General features: G+C 64.4%; 12 protein-coding genes and 1 tRNA gene. 6 read left to right on the forward strand and 7 right to left on the reverse strand.

What is annotated here, in order from left to right; genetic code table 11:
• Window positions 1–13: 13 nt before the first annotated feature.
• Window positions 14–988 (reverse strand): D-2-hydroxyacid dehydrogenase family protein, encoded by a 975-nt coding sequence (locus tag L0B83_RS15280; RefSeq protein ID WP_234759356.1) that lies wholly within the window; start codon window positions 986–988, stop codon window positions 14–16.
• Between the two features lie 62 nt (window positions 989–1,050).
• Complete coding sequence (locus L0B83_RS15285) at window positions 1,051–2,037, reverse strand: ABC transporter substrate-binding protein (protein ID WP_234759359.1); 987 nt, start codon at window positions 2,035–2,037, stop codon at window positions 1,051–1,053.
• Window positions 2,038–2,226: 189 nt separating this feature from the next.
• On the opposite strand from L0B83_RS15285, the gene L0B83_RS15290 reads away from it, so the two are divergent.
• The 3 genes from L0B83_RS15290 to L0B83_RS15300 all read left to right on the forward strand — a co-directional run bounded on the left by L0B83_RS15290 (window position 2,227) and on the right by L0B83_RS15300 (window position 6,499).
• The gene (locus L0B83_RS15290; RefSeq protein ID WP_234759360.1) at window positions 2,227–2,655 is read left to right on the forward strand and encodes a YybH family protein; all 429 of its coding nucleotides are present in this window, start codon (window positions 2,227–2,229) and stop codon (window positions 2,653–2,655) included.
• Between the two features lie 112 nt (window positions 2,656–2,767).
• Window positions 2,768–3,757, forward strand: a complete 990-nt coding sequence (locus tag L0B83_RS15295; RefSeq protein ID WP_234759361.1) for an LLM class flavin-dependent oxidoreductase — start codon at window positions 2,768–2,770, stop codon at window positions 3,755–3,757.
• Window positions 3,758–3,859: 102 nt separating this feature from the next.
• Window positions 3,860–6,499, forward strand: coding sequence for a trehalase-like domain-containing protein (locus L0B83_RS15300; RefSeq protein ID WP_234759363.1), 2,640 nt, complete (start codon window positions 3,860–3,862; stop codon window positions 6,497–6,499).
• Between the two features lie 4 nt (window positions 6,500–6,503).
• Here L0B83_RS15300 and L0B83_RS15305 read toward each other — a convergent pair whose 3' ends face one another.
• The 3 genes from L0B83_RS15305 to L0B83_RS15315 form a co-directional block, all read right to left on the reverse strand.
• A complete protein-coding gene (locus L0B83_RS15305) occupies window positions 6,504–7,430 on the reverse strand; it encodes an AEC family transporter (protein WP_234759370.1) in 927 nt (308 codons plus the stop codon).
• Window positions 7,431–7,572: 142 nt separating this feature from the next.
• Window positions 7,573–8,001, reverse strand: coding sequence for an aspartate 1-decarboxylase (gene panD, locus L0B83_RS15310; protein ID WP_234759373.1), 429 nt, complete (start codon window positions 7,999–8,001; stop codon window positions 7,573–7,575).
• Window positions 8,002–8,059: 58 nt separating this feature from the next.
• A complete protein-coding gene (locus L0B83_RS15315; protein ID WP_234759376.1) occupies window positions 8,060–8,383 on the reverse strand; it encodes a putative antibiotic biosynthesis monooxygenase in 324 nt (107 codons plus the stop codon).
• 99 nt (window positions 8,384–8,482) lie between these two features.
• On the opposite strand from L0B83_RS15315, the gene L0B83_RS15320 reads away from it, so the two are divergent.
• Window positions 8,483–9,076 (forward strand): TetR/AcrR family transcriptional regulator, encoded by a 594-nt coding sequence (locus L0B83_RS15320; protein ID WP_234759378.1) that lies wholly within the window; start codon window positions 8,483–8,485, stop codon window positions 9,074–9,076.
• Here L0B83_RS15320 and L0B83_RS15325 read toward each other — a convergent pair.
• Entirely contained in the window at window positions 9,060–9,914 is an 855-nt protein-coding gene (locus tag L0B83_RS15325) for a LysR substrate-binding domain-containing protein (protein ID WP_234759380.1), read from the reverse strand. The two genes, L0B83_RS15320 and L0B83_RS15325, sit on opposite strands and share 17 nt — an antisense overlap.
• A 150-nt stretch (window positions 9,915–10,064) precedes the next feature.
• Here L0B83_RS15325 and L0B83_RS15330 point away from each other — a divergent pair, with 150 nt between their 5' ends.
• The gene (locus L0B83_RS15330; protein ID WP_234759382.1) at window positions 10,065–11,462 is read left to right on the forward strand and encodes an MFS transporter; all 1,398 of its coding nucleotides are present in this window, start codon (window positions 10,065–10,067) and stop codon (window positions 11,460–11,462) included.
• 10 nt (window positions 11,463–11,472) lie between these two features.
• Here the strand turns inward: L0B83_RS15330 and L0B83_RS15335 are convergent.
• A tRNA-Gly gene (locus tag L0B83_RS15335) sits at window positions 11,473–11,546 on the reverse strand.
• 237 nt (window positions 11,547–11,783) lie between these two features.
• Between L0B83_RS15335 and L0B83_RS15340 the strand changes: the two genes are divergently transcribed.
• Window positions 11,784–12,230: an SRPBCC family protein gene (locus L0B83_RS15340; RefSeq protein WP_234759384.1), complete on the forward strand. Its 447-nt coding sequence runs from the start codon at window positions 11,784–11,786 to the stop codon at window positions 12,228–12,230.
• Window positions 12,231–12,280: the final 50 nt, after the last annotated feature.

Here is a 12,280-nt window from a genome sequence, read left to right on the forward strand (position 1 = left end):
AGGGCGACGGAGGCTAGACCGTGAGCACCCGGACCGGGGTTCCCCGCAGCCACGCGCGGACGTCCTCGAAGGCCTCGCCGTAGAAGCGGGCGTAGCTTTGCGAGGTGACGTAGCCCAGATGCGGAGTCAGGACGGTTCGCGGTGCCGTGAGCAGGGGGTGGCCGGCTGGCAGGGGTTCGACGTCGTACACGTCCAATGCCGCCCCGCCGAGCCACCCCTCGTTGAGGCCGCGGACGAGGGCATCCTCGTCGACGATTGGGCCTCGGGAAGTGTTCACCAGGACGCCGTCGGGGCCGAGCAGCCGCAGTTCGTCCTCCCCGACGAGTCCCCGGGACCGTTCGGATAACCGCACGTGCAGGCTTACGACGTCGGCCTCCCGGAATAGGGCGTCCTTGTCCACCTTCAGGGCGCCGGCGGCGGCCGCGGTTTCTTCGGTGAGATTCGGACTCCACGCGATGACGTCCATGCCAAACGCCTTGGCGTAACCGGCGATCTTGCTCCCGATATTGCCGAGTCCCAGCACACCCAATGTCTTCCCGGACAACTCGAAGCCGACGGTTGATTGCCAGTGGCCGGCACGCAGCTGCCTGTCCTCGAACGGCACCTTGCGGGCGAACGCGAGCAGCAAGGCCCAAGTCAGCTCCGGCGCGGCGGCAGGCGAACCTCCGGTTCCGCAGACGGTGATGCCCTGCTCCTCTGCCGCGCGCAGGTCGATGGCCGCGTTGGCCATCCCGGTGGTAACCAGGAGCTTGAGCTTAGGCAGCTGCTGGAGGCGTTCGGCGTCGAAGGCGGTGCGTTCCCGCATGGCAACAATGATGTCGAAGTCCGCGAGGGTTGCCTCGATGTTCTGCCCGCGCGGCACCTGGCCGCTGGCAAAAGGTTCGGTGAAGACGGTGACTTCGACGCCGTCGGCCGAGAGCTCGTTCCACGGGGCGTAGTCCTGGGCAACTCGCTGGTAATCGTCAAGGATGGCTAGGCGTTGGGCCATGGGAGGTCCTTTGCTTGGCGGTGCAGGCTATTACGAAACCTACACCGCCTGGGCACGGACATTTAGCTCTTGGGCAGGCCCGGCGGGTTCAGCTCGGACTTGGCGATCGCCTCGGAGGAGAGGCCCCAACGGTCCAGGATCTTCCCGTAGGTTCCGTTTTGGATGAGTTTGTTGAGGGCTGCTTGGGCCGCGACGGCCAATCCGTTGCCCTTCTTGGTCGTAAAGGCGATCTCGGCCTTGAGCGGCCACCCGCCGTCGAGTGTTCCCACCTGCTTGGTCTTGCCGTCCTTGGCGGCCTTATATGCCGCTCCCGCGTTCGGCCCGAACGTCAGGTCGGCGCGGCCGGATTGCAGGGCGAGCGAGGAAGCCGAGTCGTCGTCGTAGTACTGGAACTCGACGGGCTTCAGTCCGTTCTTCTTGTTCTCGGCGTCCCAGCGCAAGAGGATGGCTTCCTGGTTGGTGCCCGAGCCTACGATGATGCGCTTGCCCGCCACATCCTTGGCTTCCTTGATCGCACCGATCGTGGAATCGCTCTTGGCATAGAAGCCCAGGAGGTCCGTTCGATACGTCGCGAAGTCGAACTTTTCCTTGCGCGCCTCCGTGACCGTGACGTTGGAGAGGACGGCCTCGTACTTGCCCGATTCGATGCCCAAGGGCCAATCGGCCCACGCCACGGGAAGGACTTCAACCTTCAGGCCCAGTGTCTCTCCGACTGCGTAGGCGAGGTCGACTTCGTTGCCGATGAGGGTCTTGTTGTCCGTCGCGAAGAGGCTCAGCGGAGCAGTGCCGCCCGTGGTCACCACGGTGAGCTTGCCGTCCGCTTTGATGGCCTCCGGAACGAGCGCCGCCGCGGCGTCGTCCTTGGTGACGGGGAAGCGGTTCTGCTCGGGGCTGAGGTTGAAGGTTTTGCCGCCAACGCTGGCGGTGGGAGCGGCCGACGACGGCGCTGACGCGGCTGAGGCGCCCGGGTCCGAGCACGCTGCCAGGCCGAGAGTCGTGGTCACCGCGAGCGCGATCGCGGTGCCGGCTTTGAGGCGTGAAATAGCCATGGAGTCCCCTTCGAAAGTGGTGGATGGTGTGCGTTGCTGCAACTATCCGGCAGGACCAAGAGCCGGTCAAAATGCCCTGAAACGCGGGGATACAGGGGTTAACCGGGGTTCATTCGAGGTCCCGAAGGGTCATAAAAGGGCCACGGTGTAGGCTTCCCACACACCCGCCGACACATGAGGAGACTTTCCGTGAGCACCAAGCAAACCCCGGTCCATCAGGCGCTGGAAAACTACGCGGCCGCTGTCCATGCGAAAGACGTCGACGCGTTCATTGCGCTCTACGACGACGACGTCCATATCTACGATTCCTGGGGACAGTGGCAATACGCGGGAATCGAGGCGTGGCGGTCAATGGCCGGGGAGTGGTTCTCTTCACTCGGCGACGCGCGCGTACGCGTCGAGTTCAACGATGTGCGGTCGGTCTCGGGCGAGGACGTGGCTTTCGGGCATGCGGCCGTGACCTTCGCCGGAATCTCGGCGGAAGGCGAACGGCTCCGGGCGATGACCAACCGCTTCACCATCTGCCTTGAGAAGAAGGGAGACGGCTGGAAGATCTCCCATGAACACTCTTCCTTGCCCATCGACATGGAAACCGGCGAGGGCATCTTCACGAGCTGAGACGGAACCCACGCAAGCAAGAGAAATAACCCGGGCACCGCCGTCGTTGTGGGAAGAGTGGCCGGGAAACCGGTCCTTCGAACGAAACCACCTTTGAAAGGCCGGCACCCACGTGACTGTTCCCCTCTCCATCCTCGATTTGGCAATCATCGGCAAGGGCCAGACGGCGGCGGAGAGTTTCGCCGGGAGCGTCGCCATGGCGCAAGCGGCTGAACGGCTCGGCTACCGCCGGATTTGGTACGCCGAGCACCACAACATGGGCTCGATCGCTTCCTCGGCCACGAGTGTGCTGATCGCCCATATCGCGGCAAACACCAGCACCATCCGGCTTGGTGCCGGCGGAGTCATGCTCCCCAACCACTCGCCCCTCACCATCGCCGAGCAGTTCGGCACCCTTGAGACGCTCCACCCCGGCCGCATTGACCTTGGCTTGGGACGGGCGCCAGGCAGTGACCAGAACACGATGCGGGCACTCCGCCGCGATCCCATGGCCGCGGATACCTTCCCGCAGGACGTATTGGAGTTGCAGGGCTACCTCACCGGACCCACGCGGATCCAAGGGGTCGAAGCGACGCCGGGCAAGGGCACCAACGTGCCGCTCTACATCCTGGGTTCCTCCCTGTTCGGGGCACGTCTGGCCGCGCAACTCGGTCTGCCCTACGCCTTCGCCTCGCACTTCGCCCCCAACGCGCTGCAGGACGCCGTCGCCATCTATCGACGTGAGTTCCAGCCGTCCGATCAGCTGCAGGAACCGTACGTGATCGCGGGAGTGAACGTTGTGGCAGCGGATTCAGCCGCCGAAGCCCAACGGCTCTTCCTCGAGGTCAAGCGGGATCGGGTCTCCCGCTTCCTGGGCGGTGGGCGCGAATTCACCGACGCCGAGGCGGACCTCATCCTCGATTCGCCGCAGGGACAGCACATCGCGCAAATGGTCAAGTACTCGGCAGTGGGCACACCGGAAGCGGTGCGCGACTACTTGGACGAGTTTGCCCGCCACGCCGATGCCGATGAGTTGATCGTCGCCCACCAGAGCACCGGCACTGAACAGCGCCTGCGGTCTGTGGAACTGGTGGCTGAAGCAATGGGGCTGACCCGGGTGTAGCGCCCTCGCGGCAAACTCGTTACACCCCGGCAATACGCGGGTCATGGAGGCGAAACCCGCCCGGCGGAAACTGGACGAATCCACCCCGGAAGGATCGTCCCCATGGCAACTCCGCTCAACTTGTCCGTGGCCGATACTGCGCTGCTGACCAAGTCGCTTCCTCTGGGCCTCCTGCGGACCGCGGTCCAATCGGAGGCCGCCCACGATGGAATCACTCCGGAGCTGCTCGCGGAACTGAGGATGCTTGCCCGCACTCCGGGACTCTTGGTGGCCTGCAACTACGGCGGGACCCTCTGCGCCGCCGAAGGCGTATCCACGGAGACGCTCCCTTTGGGGAGTGCCGCCGTCGCGCTCCGGGCACTTGCGGCGCTGCCGAACACCCACGCGGCCGTCATCTCCGGCAGGTCTCTGCGGGACCTTGCGGCGGTGTCGCGGTTGCCCGCGGAGGTCCACCTGGTTGGTTCGCACGGTGCCGAGTTCGACATGACCTACGCGTACAGCATCTCGATGGCCATGGAAGCCGTCCTTCAGCAGGCGGCCACGGCCCTCAACGAATCCATCGGCTTCGAAAAGGGCGTCAGCATTGAGCGCAAGCCGGTGGCCGTAGCCATCCACACCAGGCCGGCCACTCCGTCCGTCGTTGCCCGGGTGACGCGCGAGGCCCACCAGATCGCCCGCGAATTGGGCTTGTTCTTCATTGTGGACGGATCCGTTCTGGACCTGTCCATCGTTGAGCCGTCCAAGGACGAGGCGCTGGAGCATCTGCGTGCACAATTGGGGGCCAGCGCGGCCCTGTTTGCCGGCGACGCGGATAGCGATGAGCTCGCGATCGCCACCTTGCGGGGCCCGGATCTTGGCCTGCACGTCGGCGACGGGGAAACGAAGGCGCGCCACCGCTTGCCGGGTCCGGAATCCTTTGCCAAAGTGCTCGCCATCCTGTTTGAACTGCGCAGGGCCTGGCTGTTCGGCGAGGATGCCGTGGGGTTGGAGCGCCATTCGATGATCGGCAACGGGACCTCGACGGCGCTGCTCACCCCGGAAGCCAAAATCTGCTGGATGAGCCATCCACTCCCGGATTCAGGCTCCTTGTTCGCCCACATCCTCGGTGGCGACCCGGCCGGCCACTTCAGCGTGGAACCAGTCAAGGCGTCGAAGGTGCTGGGCCAGCGCTATGTGGACAACACCATGATCGTGGAGACCCGCTGGGCGGACGTCACGGTCACCGACTACCTCGAGCCGGCACCGGACGGCGTCACCAGCCTCGTGCGTGTCCTCTCCGGAAGCGGCAGCGCGCGGATTGTTTTCGCACCGCGGCCGGACTACGCCAACGCACCGTTCAACATGGAAGTCCGCGGCGAGGAAGTGCACGTCGTAGGTACCTCGGATCCGATCGTCCTTGTGGCCCCAGGGGTGTCCTTCACTGTCACGAGCGACGGAAAACACGGAACCGCCACCGCCGAAGTGAGCCTCGCGTACGGTCCTGTCGTGATGAACCTGAGGTGTGGAGACACCGAGCCAAGCGCACCGGACCCCGCCGGAGAGCTCGCCCGCCGCGCCGCCGTCGCGCACCAATCCCGGCAGTGGGTCCGTGGGCTGGAGCTGCCGGACATGAAACCGTCGTTGGTGCGGCGCTCGGCACTGGTCCTGAAAGCACTGGTGCATGAACCGACAGGGGCTGTCCTCGCGGCGCCAACCACATCACTGCCGGAAGGGATCGGCGGCACCCGCAACTGGGACTACCGCTACTGCTGGCTCCGCGACGGATCCATGACGGTCAACGCGCTGGTGGACCTGGGTTCCACCGAGGAGGCCGACGGCTTTCTTCGCTGGCTGGGCCGCATCCTCGAGAACGCTCCCGGCCCGGAATGGCTGCACCCGCTGTATTCCGTGACCGGCTCCCCGCTGTCCACCGAGGCAACCATCGAGAGCCTGCCGGGTTACGCCGGCTCCCGCCCCGTGCGGATCGGGAACGCCGCCGACCATCAGGTCCAGCTGGACGTCTTCGGCCCGATCGCCGGACTCATCCAGGCCCTCGGTGGCCGCCGGGGCACCCTCCCGGACGAGCACTGGAACCTCATGGAACAAATGGCGTCAGCCGTGTTGGCCCGCTGGCGCGAACCGGACCACGGCATCTGGGAAGCGCGGCGTGCGCCGAGGCACCACGTCTACACCAAGGTGATGTGCTGGGTGACGCTTGACCGGGCCATACGTACTGCGGTGCGGTTCGGGCGCCCCATCGGCGCCGAGTGGGAAGAGACTGCCAACCTCATCCGCGCCGAGGTCCTCCGCGAAGGCTGGGACAATTCCGCCAATTCCTACACTGTTGCCTACGACAGCCCGGACCTGGATGCAGCGGTGCTGCACATCGGGCTCTCCGGCCTGCTGGATGTCCGGGACCAGCGTTTCCTGGACACGGTCACCGCTGTCGAGCGGGAACTTCGGGTGGGTCCCACAGTGTTCCGTTACAGGTACGACGACGGACTGCCGGGTTTGGAGGGCGGGTTCCACATTTGCACCACCTGGCTCATTGAGGCATACCTCGCGGTGGGCCGGCTGGACGATGCCCTGGAGTTGTTCAACCAGCTCGTGGCGCTCTTCGGGCCGACCGGGCTGCTTCCTGAGGAGTTCGATCCCGGCACGGAGACCCACCTTGGCAACCACCCGCAGGCCTACTCGCACCTTGGCTTCATCCGCTGCGCGCAGCTCCTGGACAGGTACCTCGACTCGCTGGACGAAGAGTAGGCGCTTAGGTGAGCAGAAGCGCGACGCCGATCATGGCCGGGACAGCGACCACCGTGGTGATCAGGACCGTGTCCTTGGCCACGGTGATTCCGGTGTTGTAGCGGCTCGCAGCTACGAACACGTTCTGCGCCGTGGGCAGGGCCGAGGTAACCACCACGGCGAACAAAGCGTGTCCGTCCAGGCCGAGCACGAAGCGGGCGAAAAGGTAGGCCATGAGGGGGTGGACAAACAGCTTGAAGCCGCTGGCCAATAGGGAGTCCAGGCGCCGCCCGCCGTCTTTTTGCAACGGTCGCGAGCCGTTCAAGCTCATGCCGAACGCCATCAACATCGCAGGAATGGCCGCGCCGCCGATCAAATGGATCGGCTCCATGATGAGTGAGGGCACCTGCCAGCCCGTGCCGGCGACTAGCAATCCGAGCGCGGTTCCGACGATCATGGGGTTCCGCACGATCATCAGCAGGAACCGCAGGGGAGTGGTGCGGTGGCTGCTCGTGCTGGCGTCGAGCGCCATGAGGTACGACGGCGTGAAGAAGGACAACTGGAAGATCAACAGAGGAGCCACATAGCTTGCGTCGCCCAGGACGAACACGGAGATGGGGATGCCGAGATTGGCGGCGTTGGCCAAGGACGCACTCATGGAGGACATCAGCGATTCGGGCAGTGAACGTTTGAGCCCGAACTTCACGATGACGAAGAACAGGGCGCCCGTGGCGATCGAGCCGACGGCGGTGACCAGGAGCGGGGCGGCGAACACATCGTGAAGGTGCGCCTTGCCCAGGGTTTCAAAGAGAAGAGCGGGGCTTGCGACGAAGAACGTCAGTCCACTCAAGACCGAGCGAGCATTCTCGCCAAGGATTCCGCGCCTCCCGACGAACATGCCCACCAAAATGATGGCCCAGACGACGAAGAACCCCGAGAGGACGCCCAGCATTTACGGTGTCCGGAAGGGGGCGGGCGCGGGGCAGGGTGGGTTCACAGTCCCAGCCTAAATCAGCTTTATTCGCCTATGAGGCACGACGGCGGGAAGTTCCGCCATGTGGACCACGTTGGGGAGTACTCCCAGGACAGGGAGGCTAGTTCAGCCGGGCGTTGTTGAGGGCGTGCGGCGGGCGCATGATGCCGGGTGTGATTCCTTCGGCGGGATCGCTGCCGAGCTGGACGATTTTGTTGGCTTTGTCCACGTGGACAACCTTGGGCTGGTAGGCCTTCGCCTCTTCGGTGGTCATCTCCGCATAGGTGATGAGGATGACGACGTCGCCCACGTGCACGAGGTGCGCCGCGGCACCGTTGATGCCAATGACGCCGGATCCGCGCTCGCCCGCAATGGTGTAGGTTTCCAGGCGCGCGCCGTTGGTCACGTCGACAATGGAGACGAGCTCGCCGGGGAGAATGTCCGCGGCGTCCAGCAGATCCAGGTCGACCGTCACTGAACCTACATAGTGCAGATCGGCATGGGTCACCGTGGCACGGTGGATCTTGGACTTAAACATTGTGCGGTTCATAACGTGACAAGTTTAGCGCGTGGGCACGTCATCGCCGGGTGATGCCTGACACAGGCCCTCAGGGCCTGGCTGCCTTCCCCGTTTGGCGCCGCTTCAGGGAGCCGTAGGCCGCAAGCAGCTTGGGAACGACTACGTACACCGCGGTCGGCACTACCAGGAGGGTCAGGACGAGTGACCGCATCACGGGGTGCCAGGTTTCCGTCAGTGGAGTGAGGGCCGTCATGCCGATCGCGACGAGCGGGAAAATGGCAACCCAGGTGATGACTGCGCGAATGTGCACGGAGGGTACGTGAACGGGCGGCGCCGGAACGGAAGTAGGCGCGGAACCAGACGCAGGCGCGGTGCTGTCCGCAGGTGTTGTAACGGGGATTTCGGTGCTCATGGAATTCTCCAACTAATTGGTTGCTAATTGGCTGAGTCCAGACTAGGTGCGCCCGCTCAAAACTGCAACTACTTAGTTGGAATCTGTTAAGATAGTGACATGGCATGGGATACTGAGCGGACCAAGCGCCTCCTCCTTGAGGCGGCCACGGCAGAGTTCTGCGAGTTCGGACTCGCGGGCGCCAGGGTGGACCGCATCGCTGCCGCAGCCGGAGTCAACAAGGAACGCATCTATCAATACTTCGGCAAGAAGGATCTCCTGTTCGACGCCGTGATCGAGTCCCAGCTCAGCAAGGTGGTGGACGACGTTCGCGTTGAAGGCAGCGGCCCCGAAGCGTTGGCCGACTACGCCGGACGCCTGTTCGACCACCATCACCAAGACCCCACCCTGCCCAGGCTGCTGTTCTGGGAGGGGCTCGAGCGGGGCGACTACGTCGTTAACCGCCCGGACCGTGCCGCGAACTGCAGGAACAAAGTTGACGCGGTGATCCAGGCGGTGCCGGGTACTTCGAGGGAAGACGCCGCGGACTTGATGCTCACCATCATTGCGCTTTGTGACGCGTGGCCGGTACTGCCCGAGTTGGATGGCCTGATGGCCGGCAGCAAGGGTCCAGGAAGGGCCGAGCGGCGCCGGAAGGCGATCGTCCAGACCGTGCTGGTGTCCGCGCAGGCCCTCGCTACGCCTGCTTGTTGAGCGTCCTGCCGATGATTGCCTGGGTCAGCGCATCAACTACCTCGGCGTTGGCCAGGGGGTTGCGGATCAGGGTGAAGTCGACGTCGCCCACGGGCGGCAGGTCGAAGCGCTTGGTGATGACCGTGAGGTCTTCCGGCACCAGAGACGACGGCATCACGGCGACGCCGATGCCCGCGCGCACCGCTGCCAGGACACCGGCGATCTGCTTGGTCGAGCAGGTGACCCGCCACGTCCGGCCCATGGCCTCCAGCGCGTCGATGGCCAGTTTCCGGCTGACGCTCGGGGCCGGGTAGCAAATCAAGGGCACAGGACTGGCCGGGTCCAGCACCGTTTGCTCCACTCCGACCCAGGCAAACTTGTCGTGCCGGACCACCGTGCCGTCCTTCGCCTCGCCCACCCACTTCACGAAGACCAGGTCCAACTGCCCGGCGTTGACGCGTTTGTAGAGCTGGTCGCTCTGGCTGACAGTCAGTTCAAGGTTTATCTGGGGGTAGAGCTGCCGGAACTCGCGCAGGATCCGGGGCAGGCCCGTAATGGCAAGATCATCGGCGGTTCCAAACCGCAAGCGTCCGCGCATCGCGGAGCCGGAGAAGTACCTCGCCGCGGAATCGTGCGCGGAGAGGATGTTGCGGGCAAAGCCTGCCATGGCATCGCCATTGTCCGTGAGCCGGACCTCCCGGGTGTCGCGGGCCACGAGCGCTCTTTTGGCCGCCGTCTCCAGCTTTCTCACATGCTGGCTGACCGTGGGCTGGGCCAATCCGAGGCGCTCGGCTGCCTTCGTGAAACTCAAAGTCTCTGCCACGGCCAGGAATGACCGCAACTGTACGGGTTCGAACACCGGGCTCCTTGGATAGCTACGTTCACCGCCGCTCAAGGGGTGTATTGCGCTTCGCAATGTTAGTTATACAGCCAATTCACTTCCATGATCGTTGCGGCCAACCCTAGCGTTAAAGGCATCCCAGCGAAACGCCTATCCTAAGGACTACTTTTGGCACCGCCACCGCCCTCAGCGGCAAACGTCAGCCAACCCACCATCGATTCATCCGCGGCAAGCAGCCGGATCCCGCACGCTGCCGAGCCCGACACAGTCACCCAGCCGATCGCCGTCGTCAGCGAACGCCTGCCTTGGCGGCATACGTTTATTTCCCTCAAAGTACCCAACTTCCGGATTTTCGCCATGGGCCACTTCGTGGCGGTCGTCGCGCTCTGGATGCAGAGGATTGCCCAGGACTGGTTGGTGCTCCAGCTCTCAGGATCCGTCACCGCCGTCGGGATAACCGTGGCGCTGCAGTTCACGCCGTCGCTGTTCCTGGGCCCGTGGGGCGGCATGATGGCCGACCGGTTCGCCAAGCGACGGATCCTCATCCTCTGCCAAAGCGTCGCCGGCGCCTTGGCTGCCATCCTTGCCGTGCTGGCATTGAGCCACCACATCGAGGTGTGGCACGTTTACGTGATCGCCTTCGTCCTCGGCCTTGTGACGGTCCTCGACCAGCCCGCGCGGCAGGTCTTCGTCAACGAACTCGTGGGGCCGAAGTACCTGCGCAACGCGATCAGCGTCAACTCCACCACGTTCCAGCTGGGCGGCCTGATAGGTCCCGCTTTGGCCGGCGTGCTGCTGACCGCCGTCGGCGCGGGCTGGGCCTTCGCGGCCAACGCGCTCGCCTGCTGCTCCACCGTGACCATGCTCCTGATGCTGCGCAAGAACGAACTCTACGTCAGCGCTCCGGTACCCAAACGCAAGGGAATGCTGCGGGAAGGCCTGCGGTATGCCCTCAGTAAGCCCACCATCTACTGGCCGTGGCTCATGGCAGGCTTCGTGGCGGTCTTCGCGATGAGCCTGCCGGTGCTTCTCGCCGCCTTCGCTGACCACATCTACCACGCGGGCGCCGGCGGCTACGGCTTGCTCAACGCCATGGTTGCCCTTGGTGCGCTCACCGGGGCAATCACGTCGGCCCGCCGCCGCCAGTTGCGCCTGCGCTCGGTGGTGCTGTGCGCCGGAATGTACGGCTTGATGCTTTGCCTGGCTGCGTTGGCGCCATCCATTGTGTGGCTCTCGGCTGCGATGGTTCTCTCCGGATTCTGGTGCCTCATGTTCCTGACCGCCGCCAACCAGCTGGTCCAGGTCAGCGCGAACATGAGCATCCGGGGCCGCGTCATGAGCCTCTACATCATGGTGCTCATCGGTGGCCAAGCAGTGGGGGGACCCATGACGGGCTGGCTTGCCGAGCATCTGAACCCGCAGGCAGGGCTTTTAGTGTCCGGAGGGGTGCCCGCGCTCGCAGCGGCGACGGTCGCCGTCGTGCTGGCCCGGAAGTCTGAATTGCGGCTCAAGGTAAACATCCGGGACCGGCGCCGGATGGTGCGGATCGTCGCGCAGTCGGCGTAGCAAGGAAAGCTGGAGCGGGCGACGGGAATCGAACCCGCGTATCGAGCTTGGGAAGCTAGCGCTCTACCATTGAGCTACGCCCGCATTGCTCCGCAAACCAGCCGGAGCAGATCCCAGCTTAGCGCAGATGCCGCACTGATCCAGACACAGACTCACCGGTATCACGGCCCCATCAAATTTGCCTGTGTGCTCGTAAAGATTCGGTTAAGGCTCGACGCGGGTGTGTTGCGCCGCCGCACGCCTGACTATTCTGTAGCAGTTAGCTGCTGTGTCATGGGGAACCCGGCTATGTCTCCGAGCCGTACGCCGAAAGAGGATTCCGTGGCATTTGCAGAGCATGAAGTACTCATCGGTCGCGATGCCATGACCGTTTACCAATTCGTGGTGGACGGGCTCAACAATCCCCGGTGGCGCAGTGGAATCCGCAGCATTTCCCTCCGTTCCGGGCATCCCGGAGAAAAAGGCGCCGTGTACCAGCAGACCCTGGCGGGGCCCGGGGGACGGCCGGTCGCGGCTGACTTCCAAATCACCGAAGCCAGGCCAGGGGCCGAGGTGCGCTTCGCCGTCGTCGCTGGTCCTGCACGGCCCACGGGTGGCTACTACCTCAGTACCGAAGGGCCCAATACCCGCCTGCGGTTCGCCTTGGAGTACCGCCCCAAGGGCCTGCAGAAACTCATGAACAGCATGATCCAGAAGACCATGGAAGAGGAAGTGGCCCAGCTGGAGCAGCTGAAGTCGGTCATCGAGGAGCAGGCCCCGGAGGCGTAGCTACTGAGTCTCAATGTTTCCCCTATTGGCCACCAGGCACCACGGAGTGC

It is taken from the genome of Arthrobacter alkaliphilus (genome assembly GCF_021483235.1).
Taxonomy (GTDB): Bacteria; Actinomycetota; Actinomycetes; order Actinomycetales; family Micrococcaceae; genus Arthrobacter; species Arthrobacter alkaliphilus.